Raw genomic sequence first — 24,618 nt, forward strand, 5'->3', positions numbered from 1 at the left:
CAAACATGGTGACGCAGGTTAACAGCCTCAGCTAGCGTTTACAACACCTGAAAAGAAAAATGCCGCTCAGTCTTAACTGAACGGCATTAGCCACGCGGCTCCGTTTTTTTTGCGCTGCACACGCTCGCCGGTTCAGCGCGTCAGGCCTTCGTTGGCGCCGGTGCCGGTACCGGCATTCTTCATGTTCTCGAGGTCGGTCTTGTCGACGGCGCTGGCGTTGTTGGCGGTCTGGCCCCGCTTGCGCGGCAGGTAGGTGCCGAGCGGGACGTAGCGTTCTTCCTGCGCGCTGGCGCTGGCGGCGGCATCGCCGCTCGGAGTGGTGGACGCGCAGCCCGCAAGCAGCAGCGCCGCCGCCGGGACAATCAGGATGATCTTCATTCGATGCTCTTTCGTGGACTGGGAAGGACGGGCCGTCGGTGTGTATTGACGCCCCGGGTCCATTTTACCGCCGGCGGAAAGAGTGGTTCCTCTCGATTCTGGCAGGTGTCGCGCATCGCGCGCCGTGCTAGCCGAGGTCGACCTCGAGGCCTTCGTAGGCCAGGAAGACCCGCAGGCCGCCGAGCCGTCCGGCATGGCGCGCCATCACCTCGGCAAACACCGCTTCCAGTTCGTCGTCCCCGCGCGTCGGTTCGTGATGCGTGCAGTACAGCGCCCGGGCGCCCACGCGCAGCGCCATGTCGAACGCGCCGTCGAAAGTGCCGTGGCCCCAGCCCCGCTTGGACGGGTATTCCTCGCGCGTGTACGAGCAGTCGACGACCAGGGCGTCCACGCCGCGCATGACGGCGTCCATGCGGCGTTCGCGCTCGCGCAGGTGTTCCTCGCAGGCGGCGTGCTCGCCGCTTCCGGCCGGGTGCGGGTTGGGCCAGGGTTCGTGGTCGCCGGTGAAGAACAGCGACTTGCCGTTGCAGTCGATGCGGTAGCCGAGGTTGAGCACCGGATGGTTCATCGCCACGTTCGACACCACGGCGTCTTCCACGTCGATCGGCGTTTCGATCTCGAGCGTGCGGTAGTCGAGGGTGGCGCTCATCTCGGCCTCGCCTACCGGGAAATAACTGTTCTGCAACTGCACGTTCATCACGTGCTCGATGCCGTGGCCCGTGATTTCGTCGTGGGCGCCGTGCAGGCGCACCCGGTTGCCCTTGATGAACAGCGGCGCGAAGAAGGGCAGGCCGTGGATGTGGTCCCAGTGGCTGTGGGTGATGAAGATATTGGCCGCCACCGGCCCCTGCTGGACCAGGTGCTGGGCCAGCGGGAACAGCCCGGTGCCGCCGTCCAGGATCAGGAGGGCGCCGGCGTCGGTGCGCACCTCGATGCAGGTGGTATTGCCGCCGTAGCGCGCAGTGCGCGGACCTGGCGAAGGGATCGATCCACGCACTCCCCAGAACCGGAATTTCATTGCAGGTCTCCCGTCACGATCGCTTGGTTTTTATTCTATACACCCTCGATCATAGCGGTATGTATCCCTCCGGCATAGTCATCAATTAACGCAAAGTATTTGCGCAGGCTCATGCATCCGCTGCGTCGCGCATTCGCGCCAGCAGCAGTTCGCGCTCGGCGGCGTTAGCGGTGAGCGCGGCCGCGCGCGCGAACTCGGCGCGCGCCTCCGGCCGGCGTCCGAGCTTGGACAGCAGGTCGCCGCGCACGCTCGGCAGCCAGTGATAGCCGTCCAGCCGGCCGTCCGCGCGCAGCCGGTCGGCCAGCGCCAGGCCGGCCGCGGGGCCGTCGGCCATGCCCACCGCCACCGCACGGTTGAGTTCAACGACAGGAGAGGGCTGGACTGCGGCCAGTTCGCCATACAGCTCGGCGATGCGGCGCCAGTCGGTCAGCTCGGCACGGTGGGCGCGTGCGTGGCAGGCGGCGATCTCGGCCTGCAGCACGTAGGGGCCGGCGTGCCTCGTTTCCTGTGTGCCGATGCGCGCCGCGCGCTCGAGGGCGGCCAGGCCGCGCCGGACCAGCACGCCGTCCCAGCGCGCGCGGTCCTGGTCGAGCAGCAGCACCGGCCGCCGGTTCGCATCGAGGCGCGCCGCCGTGCGCGAAGCCTGCAGCTCCATCAGCGCCACCAGGCCATGCACCTCGGGCTCGATTGGCGCCAGCTCGGCCAGGATGCGGCCCAGGCGCAGCGCCTCGTCGACCAGGGCCGGGCGCATCCAGTCGGCGCCGGCCGTGGCGGTATAGCCCTCGTTGAAGATCAGGTAGACCGCCTCCAGCACGGCCCCCAGGCGCTCGCCCAGCTCGGCTGGCGGCGGCAGTTCGAACGGGACCTTGGCCTCGCCCAGGGTGCGCTTGGCGCGCACGATGCGCTGGGCCATCGTGCTCTCAGGCACCAGGAAGGCGCGCGCGATCTCGCCGGTCGCCAGGCCGCCGAGCAGCTTGAGCGTCAGCGCCAGGCGCGCATCGAGCGACAGCACGGGATGGCAGGCGGTGAACATCAGGCGCAGCAGGTCGTCCTTGAGCACGTCGTTGCGCCTGGCGTCGAGGTCGTCCACGAAATCCGGCACTGTCAGAGTCTCCTGGGCCTCGAGATCGAGGCCGATCTGTTCCAGTTTCTGGCGCAGGCTACGGTCGCGCCGCAGCAGGTCGAAGGCGCCGTTGCGCGCCGTCGTGAGCAGCCAGGCGCCGGGGCGGTCGGGGATGCCGTCCCGCGGCCAGCGTTCGAGCGCGGCCACCAGGGCGTCCTGGGCCAGCTCCTCGGCCAGCCCGACGTCGCGCACGATGCGCGCGACGCTGCCGACGATGCGGCCGGATTCGATCCGCCACAGCGCAGCGATGGTGTCCTCGACCCTGCCTGTCATTGCGCCCGCATGCGTTCGATGGTTTCGGTGGGGGCGAAGTCGTCCAGCTCGAACAGCTGGCGCACCTCGATCTCGGCTTCCAGGCCCGGACCCTGGGGATTGGGGAAGCGGCGCGTCCATTCGAGCGCTTCCTCGCGCGAACGGACCTGGATCAGGGTATAGCCGGCGATCAGCTCCTTGGTCTCGGCAAAGGGACCATCGACGACGCGCCGCTCGCCGCCTTCGTAGCGGATGCGCCAGCCCTGGCTGCTGGGCTTGAGCCCATTGCCGTCGAGGAGGACGCCGGCGCGCGCCAGCTCTTGGTGGTAGTCGTTCATTTCGGCGAGCAGCGATTCTTGCGGCATTTCTCCCGCTTCCGTCGCAACGCTGGCCTTGACGATGATCATGAAACGCATGGTGTTCTCCTTGAATGGTGAGCGGCCCGCGGCAGCAGGCCTTTCATGGTCCACGACGAACGGCGCTCACCGTTTTCGACAATCCCGACAAACCATCATGAAAAATATTTTCTAGCGCATGAAGCAGGGCGCCAGCGCGCGTACCTCGACCGTGGCCCATTCGGCGGCCGGGCACTCGGCCGCCAGGGCAATCGCCTCGTCGCGCGAGTCGACATCGACCATGAAGAAGCCGCCCACCATTTCCTTGGCCTCGGCGAACGGGCCGTCGACGATGCGCGCCTTGCCAGCCGGGACGGTCACCCGCACCGCGGTATCAAGGGAGGCCAGCGATTCGGCCGCCAGCAGCAGACCGCGTTCCCTCAAGTCCTCGCCCCAGCGCAGCATGCGCTCGTAAATGGCGCGTCCTTCGGCTTCGCTGCGGGTGGCGCGCTGGCCGACGGGCTCGTTGATGAGCAGCATATGGGGCATGGGGTCTCCTTTGGGCGGGATATGTTTGGACGCGTGGACGGTGTAGCCGCCGACCCTATGGTAGCGCTGTTTGCGGTTCAGGCAAAAAAAACGCCCGCCGGTGAGGGCGGGCGTTGAAGGTCAAGCGACCGTCATGCTCAGAGCACGTCACTCGCGTGGTCGGCCAGGCGCGAGCGTTCGCCGCGCGCCAGGGTCACGTGGCCGCCATGGCTCCAGCCCTTGAAGCGGTCGACGACATAGGTCAGGCCGCTCGAACCCTCGGTGAGGTAAGGCGTGTCGATCTGTGCGATATTGCCCAGGCACAGGATCTTGGTGCCGGGACCGGCGCGCGTCACCAGGGTCTTCATCTGCTTCGGCGTCAGGTTCTGCGCCTCGTCGATGATGAGGAACTTGTTGACGAAGGTGCGGCCGCGCATGAAGTTGAGCGACTTGATCTTGATGCGCGAGCGGATCAGGTCTTGCGTGGCGGCGCGGCCCCAGTCGCCGGCGTCGCCGTCCGACTTCATGAGCACCTCGAGGTTGTCGTCGAAGGCGCCCATCCACGGCGACATCTTCTCTTCTTCGGTGCCCGGCAGGAAGCCGATGTCCTCGCCCACCGGCACCGTCACGCGGGTGACGATGATCTCGTTGTAGAGCTTGGTCTCCAGCACTTGCGCCAGGCCGGCCGCCAGCGCCAGCAGGGTTTTACCCGTGCCGGCCTGGCCTAGCAGGGTGACGAAGTCGACTTCGGGATTCATGAGCAGGTTGAGGGCGAAGTTCTGCTCGCGGTTGCGCGCCGTGATGCCCCAGACGTTGTTCTTGTTGTGGCTATAGTCGCGCAGCGTCTGCAGCACCGCGGTCTTGCCGTTGATCGACTTGACTTGCGCGTACAACGGCGACTGGCCATCCTTCGGCTCAAGGAACAGGAACTGGTTCACCAGGAGGCTCGGGATCAGCGGGCCGGTGACGCGGTAATAGGTCGCCGAGCTGCCGTTCTTGTTCTCTTGCCAGGATTCGACGTCCTTGCCGTGCTTGTCCCAGAAATCGTCCGGCAGCTGGACGATGCCCGAGTACAGCAGGTCGGTGTCTTCCAGCACGTGATCGTTGAAGTAATCCTCGGCCGGCAGGCCGATGGCGCGCGCCTTGATGCGCATATTGATGTCTTTCGACACCAGCACGATGGCGCGGCCCGCCGTCTGCTGCTCGAGCGCACGCACGACACCCAGGATCTGGTTATCGGCCTTGCCGGCCGGCAGGCCTTCGGGCAGGGCGGCGCTGTTCAGGCGGGTCTGGAACAAGAGGCGGCCCTTGGCATCCTTGTTGCCCAGCTTGGACAACGGAATGCCGGACTCGATCGCGTCGTCGTCGACGTTGGCGATCAGGGCGTCGAGCGTGCGCGAGACCTGGCGCGCATTGCGCGCGACTTCGGACATGCCCTTCTTGTGGTTGTCCAGCTCCTCGAGCGTCATCATCGGCAGGTAGACGTCGTGCTCTTCGAAGCGGAACAGCGAGGTCGGATCGTGCATCAGCACATTGGTGTCGAGCACGAACACCTTGGTGGTGCCGGAGCGGTCGGCCTTGCGGCTGGTGGACGACTTGATGGTGACTTCGACCGGCTTGTGCTTGGCCGGATGCGGTTGATCGGCGTCGGTCTCGCGCAGCTTGGCCTGTGCCGGCGCGGCCTTGCGGGCTGGCTGGGGAGCCTGTTCGGCAACGGCTGGCACGGCTGCGACGGGTTTGGCAACCGCGGGCGCTTGCGCCGCGGCGAGGGTGTCTTGCGCCTTGCGGCGTGCGCGCGATTTCGGCGTCGGCACGGCCTGGCCGCTGATCAGGTCCTCGACGTCGTCATTGGCCTGGGCCGAGACGGGACGTACCGGCGATTTGCCGGGTTCGGCCTTGGGGTAATCTTTTGCCAGCAGCATGGTCGCTGGCTGGGTAGGCATCTTTGGCAGTGGCATCAGGTTCTCAATCTAAAAAAAGTCTGGATGGCCGTGCGCGCGCTGGCCACGTGGCGCGCTGCCGCACGGAGTCGATGCTACTAACGGGAGTGGCGGGTGAACCGCCGCGTGGACTGCAGGGAAGAACCTCTGCAGTAAGGCCGAGCCCGGAAATACTCCGGCCCGGCGGGAAACCAGATTGGAAGAATGTGGATGTATTACGCGTTGACTCAAAATAAAGGATAGCGATCCAGCAGGTTGAACAAACTGGAGCCATCCGTAATTCAGGGCTGGCTCTTCAAAAATTCCAGCACTTCGGTGACGTGATCATTGACTTTCACGCCACGCCATTCTTTCACCAATCGGCCTTGAGCGTCAATGACAAACGTACTGCGCTCGACTCCACGCACCTGTTTGCCATACATATTTTTCATCTTCATGACATTAAATTGCGTGCAGACCGCTTCGTCCGGATCGGAGATCAGTTCGAAGGGCAGGCCCAGCTTGGCCTTGAAGTTCTCGTGCGAGCGCAGCGAATCGCGGCTCAGGCCATAGATCTCGGCGCCAAGCGCCTGGAATTCGGGCCAGGCTTCGCGAAAGGCGATGCTCTCGGTAGTGCAGCCCGGCGTATTGTCCTTGGGGTAGAAGTACAGCACGGTGTACCTGGCGGGACGGCCAAGCAGCTCAAAGGTCTGGCCACCGGTCATCGGGGCGGAAAATGGGGCGATGGTTGCTGGGCTCTCGGCCACGGGCTTCTCCTGGGCAGTGACAGCGCGTTGCGCTGCGATATTAACCTCCCGGCGCATGATGGCGGGGAGCGGCACTGGCATGATAATCCGGCCATGCCACCTGCCGCTAGTGTCCGGCTGGACAGAATCGCACTATTTACATGGTTTATGAAACGTTTCCGCCGACCCGAGGCCAGTGGATTCAGGCGCCGGCGTCGAGGATCAGGGCCAGCGTGACCTTGCGGCCTTCGCCCATCAGCACGTTATAGGTGCGGCAGGCGGCTGCGTTATCCATGCTTTCGACGCCGATGTGCAGCGCCGACAGGCTGGCCACCAGGCGCGGGTGCACGAAGCGCTGGCGCTCGCCGGTGCCGAGGATGACGACGTCCGGCGCGTCCTTCGCGATCTCTTCGAAATGGGCGGTGGTGAGTTCGTCGAAGCGGGTCACGTTCCAGGGCCGCGGCGCGATCTCCGGGAGCACGGTCAGGCTGTAGTTGAAGTGTTCGGCATTGATTTCCACGCCCGAAGCGTCGTAGCCGGTGACTGTCTGGTATTGTTGGGTGTTGTCGGAATGGAGCTTCATGGCGTTGGCTGAAATCCGGTGTGCTGGCAAAGGCCCATTGTAACCGGATCGGCAAGGTTGCCTAAATGGGGCGCTTTCGGCAGAATGGTATTTTTCGCACTGCAACAGAGCACGCTCACATCTGGGGAAATCTTGAGACCGATCGCCAAATCCAACAAGCTCGACGATGTCTGCTACGAAATCCGTGGTCCGGCCCTGGACGTGGCGCGCCAGATGGAAGAAGACGGCCAGAAGATCATCAAGCTCAATATCGGCAACCTGGCCGTGTTCGGCTTCGACGCGCCGGACGAGATCGTCAGCGACATGATCCGCAATATGCACGGCGCGGCCGGCTATACCGACTCCAAGGGCATGTTCGCGCCGCGCAAGGCCGTCATGCATTACACGCAAGAGAAGAACATCGTCGGCGTGGGCATGGACGATATCTACCTGGGCAATGGCGCCTCGGAGCTGATCGTGATGTCGATGCAGGGCCTGTTGAACAACGGCGACGAAGTGCTGGTGCCGGCGCCCGATTACCCGCTGTGGACCGCGGCCGTGAGCCTGGCCGGCGGCGCGCCGATCCACTATGTGTGCGACGAACAGTCCGGCTGGCTGCCCGACATCGAGGACATGCGCCGCAAGATCACGCCGAACACGCGCGCGATCGTCGTCATCAACCCGAACAACCCGACCGGCGCCCTGTATCCGCGCGAAGTGCTGCTCGACATCATCGAGCTGGCGCGCCAGCACCAGTTGATCGTCTACGCCGACGAGATCTACGACAAGACCCTGTACGACGGCGCCGAGCACGTCTCGATCGCCTCGCTGGCCGACGACGTGCTGTTCGTGACCCTCAACGGCCTGTCGAAGAACTACCGTTCCTGCGGCTACCGCGCCGGCTGGATGGTGGTCTCGGGCGAGAAGCGCCACGCCAAGGGCTATATCGACGGCCTGAACATGCTGGCCTCGATGCGCCTGTGCGCCAATGCGCCGGGCCAGTTCGCCATCCAGACCGCCCTCGGCGGCCACCAGAGCATCAACGACCTGGTGGGACCGGGCGGACGCCTGCTGAAACAGCGCGACCTCGCGCATAAATTGCTTACCGATATACCGGGTGTGTCCTGCGTCAAGCCAAAAGCCGCGCTCTACATGTTCCCGCGCCTCGATCCGAAGATGTATCCGATCACGGACGACCAGCAGTTCATCTGCGAACTGCTGTCCGAGGAAAAAGTGCTGCTGGTGCAAGGCACCGGCTTCAACTGGATCGCCCCGGACCATTTCCGGCTGGTGTTCCTGCCCAATTCCGACGACCTGACCGACGCTTGCGGACGCATCGCGCGCTTCCTCGACGGTTACCGACGACGCCATGCCTGAACGGGACCGGCGTCCTGACCATCAAGAGAAACAGATTTTATGAAACCGATTCAAGTTGGCCTCCTGGGCATCGGCACCGTGGGTGCCGGTACCTTCAACGTCCTCCAACGCAACCAGGAAGACATCCGCCGCCGCGCCGGACGCGGCATCGAGATTGCGATGATTGCGGCGCGCAATATTGAACGTGCGCGCGAAGTGACCGGCGGTACGGTCGAGATCGTGGCCGACCCGTTTGCGGTGGTCAACAATCCCGAGATCGACATCGTCGTCGAGCTGATCGGCGGCTACGAGCTGCCACGCGAGCTGGTGCTGCAAGCAATTGCCAACGGCAAGCACGTAGTCACCGCCAACAAGGCGCTGCTGGCGCTGCATGGCAACGAGATCTTCGCCGCCGCGCAAGAAAAGGGCGTGATGGTGGCCTTCGAGGCGGCCGTGGCCGGCGGCGTGCCGATCATCAAGGCCCTGCGCGAAGGCCTGACCGCCAATCGCATCGAATCGGTGGCCGGCATCATCAACGGCACCACCAACTTCATCCTGACCGAGATGCGCGAGAAGGGCCTGGATTTTGCAACCGTGCTCAAGCAGGCGCAGGAACTGGGCTATGCCGAGGCCGACCCGACCTTCGACATCGAGGGCGTCGACGCGGCCCATAAACTGACCATCATGTCGGCGATCGCCTTCGGCATCCCGGTCCAGTTCGACAAGGCCTATATCGAAGGCATCAGCCAGCTGCAGGCGGCCGACATCCGCTACGCTGAACAGCTCGGCTACCGCATCAAGCTGCTGGGCATCACGCGCCGCACCCATACCGAGTCGGGCGAGGGCGTCGAGCTGCGCGTCCACCCGACCCTGATCCCGGCCGCGCGCCTGATCGCCAATGTCGAAGGCGCGATGAACGCGGTGCTGGTGCAGGCCGACGCGGTCGGCGCCACGCTGTACTACGGCAAGGGCGCCGGTTCGGAGCCGACCGCATCGGCCGTGATCGCCGACCTGGTCGACGTGACCCGCCTGCTGACCGCCGACCCGTACAGCCGCGTGCCGCACCTGGCGTTCCAGCCGAACCAGATGACCGACGTCGCGATCATGCCGATGTCCGAGATCACCACCAGCTACTACCTGCGCGTGCACGTGCAGGACCAGCTGGGCGTGATGGCCGACCTGACCCGCATCCTGGCCGACGCCGGCATCTCGATCGACGCCGTGCTGCAGAAGGAGCCGGGCAACCGGGTCGACATCGACATTATCATGCTGACGCACCAGACGCGCGAAAAGAACATCGACGCGGCGATCGCCAAGATCGAAGGCTTGCCAGCGGTGATCGGCAAGGTGACGCGGATTCGCCTGGAAGCGCTGGGCTGACGACCCTTTACGCCTGGCCACTAGCCTCAATACGTCGTTCCCGCGCAGGCGGGAACCTAAGTTTGCCCGCTTCACCACTACGTTGTTCGTAGTCTCGGAGCATGCTGACTTGGGTTCCCGCCTCCGCGGGAACGACGTTTTTACGCTTGTGGTGCAAGCACGCGTCTTATGGCGGCGGCATGCCTTCGTGCGCCAGCGCTATCGCTGGATACGCCTCGAAACGGCGTGGTAATTCCTCGTCGTCGTCGAGGAGGGCGGTGGTGAGGAGCAGCAGGTCCTGCTCGATATGCTCGAACAGCGCATTGGCGACGCTGGCGTAGCTGATGTGGAAGTTGGCGGAAGTCATCTGCGGATTCTACCTGCGCTGCATTGCACCAATGTGCCAGATCAAGCCCTATTTGACCGGCTTCAATCGTCAATCGCCCACATGGCATGGTTTCGGTGCGCACGCTTGCCGCCGGACGCCGTTTGTGTTCGCGCAAGCAGCACTTCGTACTGTAGAGCAAGACCCGTAGTATCAAATGCGGATACGCAAGTAACTATGTGAGAAACAGCGTTTGTTCCGCTGTGCTTGCCGTTGTACATTACGCACTCCTTCACAGCCGAGCTTTCCAGCATGAGCCAACCGAATCAGTTTTCCCTGCTGACCCAGCGCCGTTTCGGCCCGTTCTTCTGGACCCAGTTCCTGGGCGCCTTCAACGACAATCTGTTCAAGACCGCGCTGCTGGTCGTCATGACCTATGACGCGATCAACTGGACCACGCTCGATCCCTCCCTGATCAACAACCTGATCCCCGGCCTGTTCATCCTGCCCTACGTCCTGTTCTCGGCCACCTCGGGCCAGATCGCCGACAAATTCGACAAGGCCAGGCTGGCGCGCATCGTCAAGGTCGCCGAGATCGCGATCATGCTGGTGGCCGGCATCGGCTGGATGACGCACACGCTGTGGCTGCTGGTCGCGGCGGTGATCGGCATGGGCATGCATTCGACGCTGTTCGGGCCGGTCAAGTACGCGTATCTGCCGCAAAACCTCAAGCCCGACGAGCTGGTCGGCGGCAATGGCGTGGTCGAGATGGGGACCTTCGTCGGCATCCTGCTGGGTGAAGTGGCCGGCGCGATCCTGGTCGGCTACAAGCCGAACGGCATCATGCTGGTGGCCGGCGCGACCTTGCTCTTCGCCGTGCTGGGCCTGGCCGCCGCCTGGCGCATCCCGCCATCGCCGCCGCCGGCGCCCGAGCTGCGCATCAGCCGCAACTTCATCGCCGAATCGTGGCGCAACCTGGCGTATTCGCGCCAGAACCGCACCGTGTTCCTGTCGATGCTCGGCAATTCCTGGTTCTGGTTCTATGGTGCCTTGCTGCTGGCCCAGTTCCCGGTGTTCTCGAAAGACTATCTGATGGGCGACCACAGCGTGTTCGTGCTGCTGTTGACCGTGTTTTCGCTCGGCATTGGTGTCGGCTCGCTGCTGTGCGAGCGCCTGTCGGGCCACAAGGTCGAGATCGGCCTGGTGCCGTTCGGCTCGATCGGCCTGTCGGTGTTCGGCATCGACCTGTATTTCGCCAGCGAAGCCTTTATCGCCAGCACGACGGCGGTGGACTGGCTGGGCCTCTTGAACCAGCCGGGCGCCTGGCGCATCCTGGGCGACCTGGTGATGATCGGCGTGTTCGGCGGCTTCTTCATCGTGCCGCTGTTCGCCCTGATCCAGACCCGCTGCGACCAGAAACACGTGTCGCGCACGATCGCCGGCATGAACATCCTGAACGCGATCTTCATGGTCGCCTCGGCCGGCGTCGCCATCCTGCTGCTGGGGCAGGGCTTCAGCATCCCGGAACTGTTCCTGACCACGGCCCTGCTCAATGCGGTGGTGGCGGTGTACATCTTCTCGCTGGTGCCGGAATTCCTGATGCGCTTCCTGGCCTGGCTGCTGATCCACACCGTGTACCGGGTGCGCACCATCGACACGGCGCGCATTCCGAGCGAAGGCCCGGCGGTGCTGGTGTGCAACCATGTGAGCTATGTGGATGCGATCGTGATCAATGCCGCCAGCCCGCGTCCGATCCGCTTCGTGATGGACCACCGGATCTTCAAGACGCCTTTCCTGCGCTGGATCTTCCGCGCCGTGAACGCGATCCCGATCGCGCCGGCCAAGGAGGATCCGTGGACGATGGAAAAGGCGTTCGTGGACATCGCCCATGCGCTGCATGACGGCGAACTGGTGTGCATCTTCCCGGAGGGACGCCTGACTTCGACCGGCGAGATGAATGAGTTCCGCCATGGGATCTCGAAGGTCATGGAGCGCAGCAAGGTGCCGGTGATCCCGATGGCGCTGCGCGGCCTGTGGGGCAGCTGGTTCACACGCGACCAGAGCAATCTGTTCGGGCGCCGCATTGCGCGCGGCATGCGTTCGCAATTGGCGCTGGCCGTCGGCCAGCCGGTAGCGCCGGAGCTGGCGACGCCGGAATACCTTCAGCAGCAGGTGATGGCGCTGCGCGGCGAGTGGAAGTAGACATCGCGGCTGGGGCGCTTCAGTGCCGTCCTGCTTGCGCTGATGGCGCCGCCGGGCGCTGGCCGATCCAGGTCGCCCGGTGCCACAGGCTCTCAAGCGGACCCTGCGCATGGCGCTGGAGCCACCAGCTGCTCCAGCGAATTTGCATGGTCGCTAGAGCGATACCGATCGCCAGGCAGATGCCCGCACCGGTGAACTGGTAGAGGCCAAGACCGAAACCATAGTAGAGCGTGGTGCCGATCAGCGATTGCGCGATGTAGCTGGTCAGGCTCATGCGCCCCATCGGCGCCAGGCGGGACAACAGGCCCGCACCCGCCTTGCGGGTGTACAGGGCGACGAACGACGCCACCAGCAGCGTCGCAAATGCCAGGTTCGACCACGAGGTGACGATCACTTGCAAGGGGCGGCGCACGCCTTCGGCGGCAATCCATCCATCCAGCGACTTGCTCGCAAGAAACAAGAGGGTGAACGCCAGGAGGGCGCCCAGCCCGATGCGGCGCCAGCGCGCGGCCGCGTCATGCGCCGTGTCGAACAGCCTGGTGCGGCAGGCCAGCATGCCGAGCATTAACAGGGCCGGGATTTGCAGGATCCGGCCGTTCTCCCAGCTCCACAGGATGGCGGCCGTCTTGCCATTGGTGAGATTGCCGATCCACACGTCCAGCAATGTGCCGTGCATCAGGTAGACGTTGGCGGCACTGAAGTGCGCCCAGGAGGCCGGGTCGGCAAGCGTGGTGGCGGCGGCAGGCAGTGCATGGAACAGGTCGAGCCAGGCCAGGGGCTGTAGGAGCAGGATCGTTGCCACGATCAGCAGGGCGCGGTTGCCAAGACGCGCCACCGGCAGCAGGCTCATTGCGAGCACCGCATAGATCGACAGGATATCGCCATGGTAGAACAGCGAGTTTACCAGGCCGAAACACAGCAGCAGGAACATGCGCCACACGAAGCGGGGACGAAAATCTTGTCCAAGCGCCGCGCGCTTGTCGAATTGCAGGGCGAAGGTGAAGCCGAACAGGAAGGCGAAGATCGCGTACGCCTTGCCGCCGAACAGGAAGAAGGCGGCGCTCCAGATGCCCTTGTCGAGCGCCGCCAGCCACGCCGGCGTCCATGCTGGCGTGCCGTACAGATCGAAGCGCTCGATATTGTGCAGCAGCATGATTGCCAGGATGGCGAAGCCGCGCAGGGCGTCGACCAGGCTGATACGCGAGGACGAAGGGGGCATGGAAACTCCGGGAGTGAAGGCCCAATTATAGATGTTAACGCTATCATCACAACACCATGATGTGCAAATCATGCAATGCCCATCGACTGCCAGATCGGGACTGCGGCCAACGCAGTCATTGCGTGGCAGATGTGCAAGTTTGCTATTCTCTCTGGTATAATTGCCAGCTAGTCGGGGCGTAGCGCAGCCTGGTAGCGTACGTGCATGGGGTGCACGGGGTCGGAGGTTCGAATCCTCTCGCCCCGACCAAAGAAATCAACGAGTTAGGCCAGCCGAGAGGTTGGCCTTTTTCGTTTCTGACGGAATTACCCCAATTTTACCCCCACAGCTTTTACCCCTACAAAAGTACGGTAGATAGCGGTGCGCGACCGGCCCACCATATCGATCACCGACTTGATGCGCAAAAAGCGTTTTGGTGCATTCATCCCTTACTCCCTACCTGTTTCTTGTTGGGCGTGCGCCGCGGCCTTCAAACGCGTGCTCGGCGCCAGCTTGGCGACGTGTCGGCCACACTTGTCGTGCCGGCGCGCGCTGCAGCGATAAAGGAGTCGAAAAAGCGGCGAAGGCGGTCCAGGAGTACGAGGCGCTGCTCGACCGCATCAACGGCAAGACCGTCGGCATCGACCCCAGCTTCTACGCCGACCGGGACAAGCTCTATGCCGGCTACAAGGCTGGCAAGCAATCGCTGTCCGAATGCGTGGCCACGGTCGAAACATACATCGGCCAGCAGCCGTTCGCCAAGCAAGCAGAGCAGGATCGCCTGCGCGCCGCGGTTCGAATCCTCTCGCCCCGACCAATGGATTCACCGAAAAGGTCAGCTGAAAAGCTGGCCGTTTCGTTGGCGCCGCGCGTTTACACGGGGCAGTCGGCGCCCGGTTCACCGAGCGCGGCGTGCGCATGGGCCGATGCGGTGATTGCCGCCGGAAAGCCGGCATAGAACGCCAGGTGGGTGATCGCGGCCGCCAGCTCGGTCCTGGTCAAACCGTTGGCGATGCTGCGCTTCAGGTGCGCCGGCAATTCCTCGGCATGGCCCAGGGCGACCAGGGCGGCGATGGTGACCAGGCTGCGGTCGCGCGGCGCAAGGTCTGGATCGGCCCAGACTTGCGAATACAGCGGTTCCTCGACCAGGGCGCTCAACTTGGGAGTGAAGGCCCGTGCGGCGGCGCGCGGGCTGCTGAAATCGATCGTTTTCATGGCTATTCCTTGTGGATGTGGATCAGGCCTGGCTGACGAATTTGTTGACCAGGTAGTGGTGGATGCCCTCGGCGCCGCCTTCGGAACCGATGCCGCTTTCCTTGATGCCGCCGAATGGCAGTTCGGTGGCGACGATACGGTACTGGTTGACGCCGATCATCCCCGCTTCGAGCCGGTCGGCTACGTCGATCGCCGTGCGCGCGTCCGTGGTGAAGGCATAGGCCGACAATCCGTAGGGCAGCCGGTTCGCTTCCTCCAGGGCGTCTTCCAGGTCATCGAAGGCAAGCAGCACGGCAATCGGGCCGAACGGTTCCTCATGCATGATGCGCGCGCTCAGCGGCACGTCGGCCAGCACTGTCGGCGCAAAGAAATAGCCGGGACCATCGATGCGGTGGCCGCCGGTGAGCAGGCGCGCACCCTGGCGCACCGCGTCTTCGACCAGCGACGTCATCTTGTCCAGCTGGCGTGCATTGGCCAGCGGTCCGACCTGGGTGGCCGCGTCGAGGCCATCGCCGACGACGAGTGCGCGGGTGGCTGCTACAAAACGTTCCGTGAACTGCTGGTACACCTTGCGTTGGACCAGGAAGCGGGTCGACGAAATGCAGATTTGTCCGGTGCCGCGGAAGCGGTTGGCGGCGCCGCCGACGGCGGCGGCTTCCAGGTCGGCGTCCTCGAACACGAGCACCGGACCGTGTCCACCCAGCTCCAGCGTGATCGGCTTGACGCCGGCGGCGGCGCGGCCGGCCAGCAGGCGCCCAACGGGCATCGAACCGGTGAAGGCGACCTTGCGGATCACCGGCGAGGCGATCAGGTGCGCGGACACCTCGTCCGGGCGGCCGAACACCACCTGCAGCACCCCTTTCGGCAGGCCGGCATCGTCCAGCGCGCGGGCCAGCGCCAGTGCGGTGGCGGGGCTTTCCTCGCCTGGCTTGATGATGACGCTGCAGCCGGCGGCCAGCGCGGCCGACAGCTTGCGTGCCGGCGTGATGGCGGGGAAATTCCACGGCGTGAAGGCAGCGACCGGCCCGATCGGCTCGCGCTTGACCAGTTGCAGCACGCCGGGACGGTTGGCGGGGACCACCCGCCCATCGATGCGGCGCGCTTCCTCCGCGAACCACTCGAAGTAGTCGGCGGCACGCAGCACCTCGTCGCGGCTCTCCGCCAGCGGCTTGCCTTCTTCCAGCGTCATCAGCGTGGCGATGTGTTCCGATCGTTCACGCATCAGCTCGGCGCCAGCCTTGAGGATGCGGGCCCGTTCCGCCGGCGCCGTGCGGCGCCACAGTGTGAAGGACTGTCCGGCGGCACGCAGTGCGCGGTCGAGGTCGGACAGGTTCGCCAGCGGCAGGCGGCCGAGCACGGCATGGGTGGCGGGGTTGACGACGGCGGCGGTGTCGCGCAGGCCGGCATCGAGCCAGCAGCCATCGATGAACAGGTAGAGCGGGTCGTACGAAGCGGGTTGCATCTGCGTTCCTTTCCGGTGAGTGGGTAGTGCACCGGACAAAGATTAGGCTTTGGGAACGCTTTTGATAATCGGGTCGAGACCCATAAGGGTTTTGCGCGTTGTGCACAAATGGAGATGGGCGGGGCCGGCCTGGGCCGGTGCGAAGCGTGGCCCTAGGGGACGGCCGCGACCGTCCACCTCTCCGGCGCGCCGATATGCGCTTTCAACGCATCGATGAAGGCGCGCAGCTTGACCGCCGGCTGCGCCAGCGCCCGCAGGACATGGATATCGGTGTGCATGGATGGCATGGCGCAGGTTTGCGGGAGCACCTGCACCAGTTCGCCTTCCTTGATCGCCTCGCCGACCACCCAGTCCGGCAGCAGGCCGATGCCCATGCCGGCCCGGACGGACTGGAACATCGCTTCGAAATCGTCGCAGCGAAACACCGCCTGTCCGGCGCCGACAGCTTCTCCCAGCAGGTCGGCCCAGCCCAGCAGGTCGTTACCGTGCAGCTTGTCGACGAGGCGGTGCCCGCGCAACGCCTCCGTGCAAGATGGGGCGCCGTGGCGCGCCAGGTAGGCGGCGCTGGCGCACAACAGCCGGGTCTGGCGGGCGATGCGGGTGGCGATCAGGGTGCTGTCGGCGAGGCTGCCGATGCGGATCACGGCGTCGAGCCTTTCGGCCACCGGATCGGCGAGGCGTTCGGTCAGGTCCAGCTCGATCCGCAGCGCCGGATAGCGTTCGGCCAACCCGGCAACCACGGGGATGACGTGGCGCCGTCCGAAAGTCGGAAAGCAGGCAATGCGCAGCACGCCCTGGACTTCGCCTTTCATGGAGGCGATTTCCTGCTGTGCGTCGTCGAGCTCGTCGAGGACGCGGCGTGCGCGCACCAGGAGCGCCTGCCCGGACTCGGTCAGCGTCAGCATCCGGGTCGAGCGCAGGAACAGGGCCGCGTCCAGGTGCGCTTCGAGCGCGTCGATCTGGCGTGCAACCGACGACGGCGTAATGCCCCGCCGGCGCGCGGCGCTGGAAAAGCTGCCCTCGCGGGCCACGTCGGCAAAGACTCCCAGGTATTCGGCAAAGCGATCCGTCAGCATTCGCAAGCTCCATCGTCAATCTGTTAAGCATTATCACATGGAAAAACACGACGACCCGGGGCCCGCGCAGGACCGACAGGTCCGCGTTTATGCGTCCATGAGCGCGGCATTTGTGCGAAATGCGCATAGCCATTGACCGGCCGCGACCGATTATCAAGCACGGCGCCGCTGGCTATCCTGACCGTATATGTCCATGACATGCGACATACCGTCCCCCACTACTTCAAGGAGCAAGCATGAAAGCGATCGTCTTCGACCAGTTTGGCGCGCCGGACGTCCTCAGGATCGGCGATGTGCCGGAACCGGTGGTCCGGCCCCATGACCTGCTGGTTCGCACTCGTGCGGCCGGTGTCAACCGCGCCGACCTGACCCATCGCCGCGGCGGCTATGGCCGGCCGGACTTCGGCGACTCGACCGTCATGGGCCTGGAAATCGCCGGCGACGTGATCGCGGTCGGCGACGCAGTGCGCGGCCATGCGGTGGGCGACCGCATCATGGGCATTGTCGGCGGCGGCGCCTACGCCGAGATGGCGCGCATCGACTACCGCATGGCGATGCCGATTCCCGATCGCCTCGACTATGTCCAGGGCGCGGCGATCACCGAGGTGTTCGTCACCGCGCATGAAGCCCTCATTCACCTGGGCCGGCTGCTGCCCGGTGAAACGGTACTCGTCCATGCGGGGGCTGGCGGCGTCGGCGGCGCCGCGGTGCAGCTGGCGCATGCGCTCGGGGCGCGCGTGCTGGCGACGGCAAAGCGCTCGTCGCACGCGCTGGTACGCCATCTTGGCGCCGATGTCGTCATCGATTACGAGCACGACGATTTCACCGATGTCGTGGCACGGCTGACCGATGGCCGCGGCGTGGATCTCATCCTGGATTTCATCGGCGCGCCTTACTTCGAGCGCAACGTCAACGCGCTCGACTTCGGCGGGCGGCTGGTCCAGATCGGCATCATGGGCGGCGCCGGGCAAGCCAGCATGCCGCTCGAGCGCCTGTTGTACCGCCACCTGCACATCATCGGAACGGTCATGAAGTCGCGCCCGCAAGACGTCAAGTGGGCCATGTCGCACCGCTTCCGCGAACGCTGGCTGTCGGCGTTTGCCAACGGCCAGCTGGCGCCGGTGGTCGACAGCACCTTTCCGCTGGCCGAAGCCGGCGCTGCCCAGCAGCGCATGGAAGCCGGCCTGAATGTCGGCAAGATCGTCCTCACCATATGAAGCAGGGGTGCACGATCCTGGTCAGTCGATCGCGGAAGCGGGCGGCGTGAGCTGGTCCAGCACGGCCAGCAGCTTGCCGACGTCTACCGGCTTGACCAGATGCCTGGTAAATCCGGCCCGTTTCGACGCCGCCATGTCCTGCGGCTGTCCGTAGCCGCTCAGCGCGATCATGGCCGCACCGGCCACCAGCGGCGCCATGCGCAGCCGGCCCACCAGCTGATGGCCATCCATGTCCGGCAAGCCGATATCCAGCAGGCACACGTCGAACCCTTCCGTCTGCACGCGCCGCAGGGCGGCCATCGATGAGTCCTCGACTTGCACTGTGTGCCCCACCGCCGACAGCACGATGCCCAGCGCTTCGGCGGCGTCGCGGTTATCGTCGACGATCAGGATGCGCAGCGCCGAGTGCGCGGTGAGCGTGCTTCCCTGCTCGCCGCCAGCGTCATCGCCAGGCGCGCTGTCGGTACCGAGCGGCAGGACGACACTGAAGCAGCTGCCCCGTCCCGGCCCGTCGCTATGCGCCTCGACCGTCCCGCCATGCAGGTTGACCATGCTGCGCACCAGCGCCAGGCCCAGTCCAAGCCACCCTGGGCGCGATCCGGCGTACGCTTGGCCTGGGTGAACAATTCGAACACATCGGGCAGCAGCGCGGCTTCGATGCCGATGCCGGTGTCCTTGACGCTCAGCTTCACCTGGCCGGACTCGGGCAGCGGATCGGCGCAGACCGTGATCTCGCCGCCGTCCGGCGTGTACTTGGCCGCATTGTTGATCAGGTTGGCCATCACCTGCACCAACCGCTTGCGATCGCCCGTGACGGTGACGTTGGCCGCGCCCAGGCGGGTCGACAGGGTGTGGCCCTTTTTTTCGATCAGCGGGCGCGCCTGTTCGATGGCGTTGTGGATCACCGACTTGAGGTCGACCGGTTCGCATTCCAGCTCGACCAGGCCGCGCGTGACGCGCGAAACGTCGAGCAGGTCGTCCACCAGCTCGACCATGTGCCGCACCTGGCGGCCGATGACGTCGCTGGCATGGGCGATGCGCTTCGGATCGGTGCCGGACAGCTTGAGCATCTGGGCCGCGGTGCTGATCGGCGCCAGTGGGTTGCGCAGCTCGTGGGCCAGCATGGCCAGGAACTCGTCCTTGCGCGCGTTCGCCGCTTTCAGTTCTTCGGCCGCCAGCTTCTGGTCGTGCATGTCGGTGACCGTGCCCATCCAGCGGATGATGCGGCCGGCCTCCTCGCGCACCGGCAGCGCGCGGTTCAGTACCCAGCGGTATTCGCCGCTGTGGTGAAGCAGGCGGTGCTCGATCTCGAACAGCGTACCGCTTGCCAGGCTGTCGGCCCAGAGCGCCTGCAGCACGGGCAGGTCGTCGGGATGGATGATGCCGATCCAGTTCGTGCCCAGCAGTTCGGAGTTGTCGAGGCCGGTGAACTCGAGCCAGCGCCGGTTCGAGTAATCGTTCCTGCCATCGGCCAGGCTCGACCACACCATCTGCGGCATCGCATCGGTGATGGTGCGGAATTTTTCCTCGCTCTCGCGCAGCGCGCGCTGCGTGTCGACCTGGTCCGTGAGGTCCATCGAGGCCGCGACCGCGCCGGTGATGGCGCCATCTTCCGCGCGGATCGCGGTGGCGCGGGTGAGCAGGGTGCGGCGCTCGTGCGGCCGGCCGAAAGGTTGGATCTCGACGACGTCGGCCTCCACCTGCTCGCCGCGCAGCGCGCGCGCCAGAGCCCATTCTTCCGGCCGTATCTGGCGGCCGTGGCGCTCGGAGCCGTCGGCCCACCAGCCGCGCCACTCGGCGTACTGGTCCTGGCTGGTCGACATCGGGTGCTCGCCCCATAACTGGCGGTTCATGCGGTTGACGGCCGACAGTGCGCCGTGCTCGTCGACATAGACGATCCCGACCGGCGCCGAGCTGAGCAGGGCATCGAGGCGGCGGCGGTCGGCTTCGGCCTGGCTGGCCGCGGCGCGCGCCGCCGTTTCGCTGGCCTGCAGGGCGCGCTCGGCGTTCTTCTTGTCGGTGATGTCGGTGAACAGCAGGGCCACGCGTCGCTTGTCCGGATGGTCGATCGGACTGGCGTAGACATTGAACCAGCGTCCCATCGCTTCCGACCCTTCCTCGAAGCGGCGCGCCACCCCGCTGCGCGCGATCCCGTCGTAGGTGTCGACCCAGCCCTGCTCGAGATTCGGCACCAGCTGGCGCGCGGTCCGGCCCACGCTGTCCACCAGCCCGGTGTGGCGGGCGAAGGCGCGGTTCGCCTCGATGAAGCGGTAGTCGACCGCGCGCCCGTCGGCGTCGTCGATCAGCTCGACGAGGCAGAAGCCGTCGTCCATGGTCTCGATCAGCGCGTGATTGGTCTGCTGCAGGCGCTGCCGGAGCAGGTGGTCTTCGGTGACGTCGTTGCAGATCACCAGCACGCCGCGGATGCCGGCCTCGTCCTCGATCGGGCTGTAGCCATAGGTCCACCAGACGTCTTCGCGGCGGCCGTTGCGGGTCAGCGGGACCAGGCGGTCCTCGTACCAGGCGCTGGCGCCTTCGCGCATGACGCGCTCGATGTCCGGTCCGATCAGGTCCCAGGCTTCTTCCCAGCATGGTCGGCCGGGCTGGCCCAGGGCGGCCGGATGGCGCTCCGGCCCCAGGGTCTGGCGATAGCCGTCGTTGTAGAACTGGATCAGGTCGTCGCCCCACCAGATGAACATCGGGTGATTGCTCGACAGCAGGACCCGCAACAGGGTCTTGAGGGTGGACGGCCAGGCGTCGGGCGGTCCCAGCGGGCTGTTGCGCCAATCGTGGGCACGCATGAGGGCGCCCATCTCGCCGCCGCCGGCCAGGAAGCTGTGATTCGTGTGCAACATCGTCAATCAGTGGTGTGAGTAGCTCCCCACGATACGGAGTGCTTGCTCACTTGGCAACTGCAATGTTGCACGGCAATACTCGACTCAAGCGGCGCCGGCGCTGGACTCTTGCTGCTGTTCGGCCAGGAAACGGTGGACTTGCGCCACCACGGCCGCGCCTTCGCCGGCCGCAGCGGCGACGCGCTTGGTCGAGCCGGCGCGCAGGTCGCCCACGGCGAATACGCCCGGCACGCTGGTCTCGAGATCGCGTCCGCCATGCCGCCCCGTGGCCTCGTAGCCGGTCAGCACGAAGCCTTTGCGGTCCAGTTCCACGCCGCACTCGAGCAGCCAGTCGCTGTTGGGATCGGCGCCGATGAACAGGAACAGGTGGTGGCTATCGAACACGACCGGCGGGCCGCCGCTGCGGCTGCGGCAATGCACGCGCTCCAGGCCGGTGTCGTCTCCCTCGAGCGAGGCCAGTTCGAGCCGGGTGTGCAGCTCGATGTTCGCGCTCGCCCGGATGCGCTCGATCAGGTAGCTCGACATACTTGCCTCGAGACCGCTTGAGCGCACCATCAGGTGCACCGTGTGGGCGTGGGCTGCCAGGTAGACGGCGGCCTGGCCAGCCGAGTTGCCGCCGCCCACCAGCACCACGGTCTGCTGGCGGCATACTTTCGCTTCGACCGGCGAGGCCCAGTAGTACACGCCGCGGCCCTCGAAGCGGGCCAGGTCGTCCAGCTCGGGCTTGCGGTAGCGCGCGCCGGCCGCCAGCACCACGCTGCGCGCCCGTGCACAGCTGCCGTCGTCCAGTTCCACGCGCAGCGGGCGCTCGCGGCACAGCAGGCGCATGGCCGGCGCCGGGATCGCGACCTCGGCGCCGAACTTGCTCGCCTGCACGAAAGCGCGGCTGACCAGGGCGTGGCCCGAGATGCCGGTGGGGAAGCCGAAGAAGTTCTCGATGCGCGCGCTGGCGCCGGCCTGGCCGCCATAGGCGCGCTGTTCCAGCACCATGACCGACAGGCCTTCCGAGGCCGCGTACACGGCCGTGGCCAGGCCGGCCGGGCCGGCGCCGACCACCAGCACGTCGTAGACCATCTCGCGCGTGATGCGCGGCATGGTGCCGAGGAAGCGGCCCATCTCGAGCAGGCTCGGGTTCTTGATCACGAAGCCGTCGGGCATGGCAACCAGCGGCCAGTCGTGCTCCTGGCGCCAGTGCTCGCGCACCAGCTGGCCGGCCTCCGGATCGGAGGCCGGGTCGCGCCGGGTATAGGGTTGCGCATTGCGCGACAAAAAGCTCTCGAGCTCGAACAGGCGCGCATGGCCGGGCGGTCCGATCAGGATCGGTCCGGTCGGCTGTTCGCCGATCAGGCGCGCACGGCGCAGCATGAAGGCGCGCATCACGCGCTCGCCCAGCACCGCCTCGGCCATCAGCAGCGCGCGCAGCGCCTCGGGATCGAGCACCAGCGCTTCCAGGTGGCCGACCGCCACGCCGTCGACCAGCGGTGGCCGGCCCGACAGCTGGGACACTTCGCCGGTGAACTGGCCGGGCTCGAACAGGTGCACCTCGACCCGGTGGCCGAGCGCATTGCTGCGGCTGCAGCGCAGCTGGCCGGACAGCACGACCACCATGCCGGGCGAATCGACCAGGGCCCGGAACACATAGTCGCCGTCGCGCCAGGCGCGCTCGGTCGCGAAGCGGCGAATGCGCTTGAGTTCATCCTCGCCGAGGACGGGATAGACCTGGTGGCCCCGTGTTTTCAGGTCGATCAGGTAGCGCGGATCGATGACGGACGGTTCGGGCAGGGACTCGGGCGTGCTGTCATTCATGGCGGTTCTCGGCTCGGCTGGGCTGGTCGGATGGCGTGCTGGCGACTGCATGGTAATCCAGGCCGGTCGCTTTGTAAGCTATACCCTAGGATGGGTATCCAAGGCGTGTAAATCCCTCCCTATTCAGCGCTGGCGCTGCAGCCGCAACAGCAGCCAGCCGGCCACCGTGGTAAAAGTCGCGACCAGTCCCAGCGCGATCCAGAAGCCGTGACTCTCGTCGGCCAGCGGGATGCCGCCGACGTTCATGCCGAGCAGGCCGGCGATCAGGTTGATCGGCAGCGCCATCACCGTCACGATCGTCAACAGGTACAGGCTGCGGGCATTGTCCTCGTTGACGCGGGCGGCGAGTTCTTCCTGCAGCAATTTGATGCGTTCCTGCAGCGCGGCCAGGTCGCTCAGCACCACCGTGAATTCCTCGGTCGCCTGGCGCAGGTCCTGGCGGTCGTCGCCATCGACCCAGGTCGGCGGCCGTTGCAGCAGGCGGAACAGGGCGGCCGGTTCCGGCGCCAGCAGGCGCTGCAGGCGCACCAGCACCCGGCGCAGCGTGCCGAGGTCTTCGCGCTGGCGCGTCAGGCGGCCGGCCAGCAGCCGGTCTTCGATGGTGTCGACCCGCGCCACCGCCTCGCGCACGATGTTCACCAGCACGTCGGCCTGGTCGCGCAGCAGGTGGATCAAGAGTTCGCTCGAAGAGCGCAGCAGGGTGCCCTGGCGCACGTCCTGGCGCAGGCGCTCGATCGAGGCCAGGGGTTTCCTGCGCGCACTGATCGCGACCTGCGGCGTGACATGCACCCACAAGGTCGAGATCTCGGCGCTGTCGAGCGAAAAGCCGTGCAGCACGTCGTTGACGACGGCGATCAGGGCATTGTCGGCCAGTTCAAGGCGGGTCGAGCGCGAGCCCTGGTGCAAGGTCTCGTAGAACTCGTCGGCCAGCATGGCGTGGCTGCGCAGCCAGCGCTCGCTGGCGGTGTTCGACAGGTTGAAGTGCAGCCAGATGAACTGTTCCGGTTGCGGGTCGCGCATCCAGGCCAGGGCCTCGTGCACGCCGATCGGCGTCGCGGTCGCGTCGCGGCTGAATAGAAATCCCCATACCAGGCCCGAATCGTCGGAGCCGTAACTGAAGCCGGGAGCCGCCATCTGCGCCATTGACCTTCCTGATGAATAAACGATAGGCAATTGTAGAGCGTAATTGCAGAGTGTTGCGGATCAGTGCCGCCTGCAAGTGTGGAAATCTTGCCCTGTCATCAAGTTGAAACCATCGGCCGCTAAGATTGCTCCTGTGTCTCTCCGCGTGATCCCTCAACCGGATACTGCGTTTTTCCGTCGGCCTCACGGTCGGCGGATTTTTTTTGTGCGCCTCCCAGGCGGGCATGGCGCTGCACGATGGGCTGTCGAGGCCCGACGAAAGGAAACAGATGCAAATCTCTCAGATCGATCGCCGCGGCGCGGCGCCGAACGACATGGCTGACAATAGCCTTGCCAATCCCTATGCGGGCGCGACCCACGTGGTGCGCCAGGGCATCCTTATCCAGGCCAGCCTGGGTACCCGCAGCGCCGTCGAATTCCTCAAGCAGCACGGCGTGCATGGCGCCGTGATCCACCGCGTGCTGATGGGCGAGCAGCTTCGTGGCGATGATCAGGCGGCGCTCGACGAGCGCGCGGTGATCGACGATCCCAGGATGTAATCGA

23 protein-coding genes and 1 tRNA gene are annotated in these 24,618 nt (G+C 65.6%); 7 read left to right on the forward strand and 17 right to left on the reverse strand.

What is annotated here, in order from left to right:
• Positions 1-132: 132 nt before the first annotated feature.
• The 8 genes from FVD38_RS00005 to FVD38_RS00040 all read right to left on the reverse strand — a co-directional run bounded on the left by FVD38_RS00005 (position 133) and on the right by FVD38_RS00040 (position 6,882).
• Complete coding sequence (locus tag FVD38_RS00005) at positions 133-378, reverse strand: hypothetical protein (protein ID WP_147932967.1); 246 nt, start codon at positions 376-378, stop codon at positions 133-135.
• A 127-nt stretch (positions 379-505) separates the two neighbouring features.
• Positions 506-1,396 carry an MBL fold metallo-hydrolase gene (locus FVD38_RS00010; RefSeq protein WP_147932968.1) on the reverse strand — a complete coding sequence of 297 codons (891 nt, stop codon included), beginning with the start codon at positions 1,394-1,396 and terminating at the stop codon, positions 506-508.
• Between the two features lie 109 nt (positions 1,397-1,505).
• On the reverse strand, positions 1,506-2,792 hold the full coding sequence (locus tag FVD38_RS00015; protein WP_147932969.1) for an RNA polymerase sigma factor: 1,287 nt from the start codon (positions 2,790-2,792) through the stop codon (positions 1,506-1,508).
• Complete coding sequence (locus FVD38_RS00020) at positions 2,789-3,187, reverse strand: YciI family protein (RefSeq protein ID WP_147932970.1); 399 nt, start codon at positions 3,185-3,187, stop codon at positions 2,789-2,791. The genes FVD38_RS00015 and FVD38_RS00020 overlap by 4 nt, the downstream gene beginning before the upstream one ends.
• A 111-nt stretch (positions 3,188-3,298) precedes the next feature.
• Positions 3,299-3,655 (reverse strand): YciI family protein, encoded by a 357-nt coding sequence (locus FVD38_RS00025; protein ID WP_147932971.1) that lies wholly within the window; start codon positions 3,653-3,655, stop codon positions 3,299-3,301.
• 137 nt (positions 3,656-3,792) lie between these two features.
• Complete coding sequence (locus FVD38_RS00030) at positions 3,793-5,592, reverse strand: PhoH family protein (RefSeq protein WP_147932972.1); 1,800 nt, start codon at positions 5,590-5,592, stop codon at positions 3,793-3,795.
• Positions 5,593-5,855: 263 nt separating this feature from the next.
• Positions 5,856-6,320 carry a peroxiredoxin gene (locus FVD38_RS00035; RefSeq protein WP_267874114.1) on the reverse strand — a complete coding sequence of 155 codons (465 nt, stop codon included), beginning with the start codon at positions 6,318-6,320 and terminating at the stop codon, positions 5,856-5,858.
• Positions 6,321-6,501: 181 nt separating this feature from the next.
• Complete coding sequence (locus FVD38_RS00040) at positions 6,502-6,882, reverse strand: Mth938-like domain-containing protein (RefSeq protein ID WP_147932973.1); 381 nt, start codon at positions 6,880-6,882, stop codon at positions 6,502-6,504.
• 132 nt (positions 6,883-7,014) lie between these two features.
• Between FVD38_RS00040 and FVD38_RS00045 the strand changes: the two genes are divergently transcribed.
• Positions 7,015-8,238: a pyridoxal phosphate-dependent aminotransferase gene (locus tag FVD38_RS00045; protein WP_147932974.1), complete on the forward strand. Its 1,224-nt coding sequence runs from the start codon at positions 7,015-7,017 to the stop codon at positions 8,236-8,238.
• A gap of 39 nt (positions 8,239-8,277) precedes the next feature.
• Entirely contained in the window at positions 8,278-9,597 is a 1,320-nt protein-coding gene (locus tag FVD38_RS00050; protein WP_123070719.1) for a homoserine dehydrogenase, read from the forward strand.
• A 166-nt stretch (positions 9,598-9,763) separates the two neighbouring features.
• Here FVD38_RS00050 and FVD38_RS00055 read toward each other — a convergent pair whose 3' ends face one another.
• Positions 9,764-9,943 carry a hypothetical protein gene (locus FVD38_RS00055; protein WP_147932975.1) on the reverse strand — a complete coding sequence of 60 codons (180 nt, stop codon included), beginning with the start codon at positions 9,941-9,943 and terminating at the stop codon, positions 9,764-9,766.
• 270 nt (positions 9,944-10,213) lie between these two features.
• On the opposite strand from FVD38_RS00055, the gene FVD38_RS00060 reads away from it, so the two are divergent.
• The gene (locus FVD38_RS00060) at positions 10,214-12,103 is read left to right on the forward strand and encodes an MFS transporter (protein WP_147932976.1); all 1,890 of its coding nucleotides are present in this window, start codon (positions 10,214-10,216) and stop codon (positions 12,101-12,103) included.
• A gap of 19 nt (positions 12,104-12,122) precedes the next feature.
• On the opposite strand, the gene FVD38_RS00065 is transcribed toward FVD38_RS00060, so the two are convergent.
• Positions 12,123-13,322, reverse strand: coding sequence for a DUF418 domain-containing protein (locus FVD38_RS00065; protein ID WP_187271436.1), 1,200 nt, complete (start codon positions 13,320-13,322; stop codon positions 12,123-12,125).
• Positions 13,323-13,494: 172 nt separating this feature from the next.
• Here FVD38_RS00065 and FVD38_RS00070 point away from each other — a divergent pair.
• Positions 13,495-13,571, forward strand: a tRNA-Pro gene (locus tag FVD38_RS00070).
• Between the two features lie 166 nt (positions 13,572-13,737).
• Positions 13,738-14,259, forward strand: coding sequence for a hypothetical protein (locus tag FVD38_RS00075; RefSeq protein WP_147932978.1), 522 nt, complete (start codon positions 13,738-13,740; stop codon positions 14,257-14,259).
• On the opposite strand, the gene FVD38_RS00080 is transcribed toward FVD38_RS00075, so the two are convergent.
• The 3 genes from FVD38_RS00080 to FVD38_RS00090 all read right to left on the reverse strand — a co-directional run bounded on the left by FVD38_RS00080 (position 14,175) and on the right by FVD38_RS00090 (position 17,054).
• Positions 14,175-14,516 carry a carboxymuconolactone decarboxylase family protein gene (locus FVD38_RS00080; protein WP_147932979.1) on the reverse strand — a complete coding sequence of 114 codons (342 nt, stop codon included), beginning with the start codon at positions 14,514-14,516 and terminating at the stop codon, positions 14,175-14,177. The two genes, FVD38_RS00075 and FVD38_RS00080, sit on opposite strands and share 85 nt — an antisense overlap.
• Before the next feature lie 22 nt (positions 14,517-14,538).
• Complete coding sequence (locus tag FVD38_RS00085) at positions 14,539-15,978, reverse strand: NAD-dependent succinate-semialdehyde dehydrogenase (protein ID WP_147932980.1); 1,440 nt, start codon at positions 15,976-15,978, stop codon at positions 14,539-14,541.
• A 152-nt stretch (positions 15,979-16,130) separates the two neighbouring features.
• The gene (locus FVD38_RS00090; RefSeq protein ID WP_147933191.1) at positions 16,131-17,054 is read right to left on the reverse strand and encodes a LysR family transcriptional regulator; all 924 of its coding nucleotides are present in this window, start codon (positions 17,052-17,054) and stop codon (positions 16,131-16,133) included.
• 236 nt (positions 17,055-17,290) lie between these two features.
• On the opposite strand from FVD38_RS00090, the gene FVD38_RS00095 reads away from it, so the two are divergent.
• Positions 17,291-18,271 carry an NAD(P)H-quinone oxidoreductase gene (locus FVD38_RS00095; RefSeq protein ID WP_147932981.1) on the forward strand — a complete coding sequence of 327 codons (981 nt, stop codon included), beginning with the start codon at positions 17,291-17,293 and terminating at the stop codon, positions 18,269-18,271.
• Between the two features lie 21 nt (positions 18,272-18,292).
• On the opposite strand, the gene FVD38_RS26720 is transcribed toward FVD38_RS00095, so the two are convergent.
• The 4 genes from FVD38_RS26720 to FVD38_RS00115 form a co-directional block, all read right to left on the reverse strand.
• Positions 18,293-18,616, reverse strand: coding sequence for a response regulator (locus FVD38_RS26720; protein ID WP_229493333.1), 324 nt, complete (start codon positions 18,614-18,616; stop codon positions 18,293-18,295).
• A gap of 41 nt (positions 18,617-18,657) precedes the next feature.
• Positions 18,658-21,126, reverse strand: a complete 2,469-nt coding sequence (locus FVD38_RS00105) for a PAS domain-containing sensor histidine kinase (protein WP_147932983.1) — start codon at positions 21,124-21,126, stop codon at positions 18,658-18,660.
• An 84-nt stretch (positions 21,127-21,210) separates the two neighbouring features.
• Positions 21,211-22,932 (reverse strand): FAD-dependent oxidoreductase, encoded by a 1,722-nt coding sequence (locus FVD38_RS27045; RefSeq protein WP_147932984.1) that lies wholly within the window; start codon positions 22,930-22,932, stop codon positions 21,211-21,213.
• 123 nt (positions 22,933-23,055) lie between these two features.
• Positions 23,056-24,075 (reverse strand): transporter, encoded by a 1,020-nt coding sequence (locus tag FVD38_RS00115; protein ID WP_147932985.1) that lies wholly within the window; start codon positions 24,073-24,075, stop codon positions 23,056-23,058.
• A 269-nt stretch (positions 24,076-24,344) separates the two neighbouring features.
• Here FVD38_RS00115 and FVD38_RS00120 point away from each other — a divergent pair, with 269 nt between their 5' ends.
• Complete coding sequence (locus FVD38_RS00120) at positions 24,345-24,614, forward strand: hypothetical protein (protein ID WP_147932986.1); 270 nt, start codon at positions 24,345-24,347, stop codon at positions 24,612-24,614.
• The last annotated feature ends 4 nt before the right edge of the window (positions 24,615-24,618 follow it).

The sequence above is a fragment of the Massilia arenae genome, assembly GCF_008014745.1.
Lineage (GTDB): Bacteria > Pseudomonadota > Gammaproteobacteria > Burkholderiales > Burkholderiaceae_D > Telluria > Telluria arenae.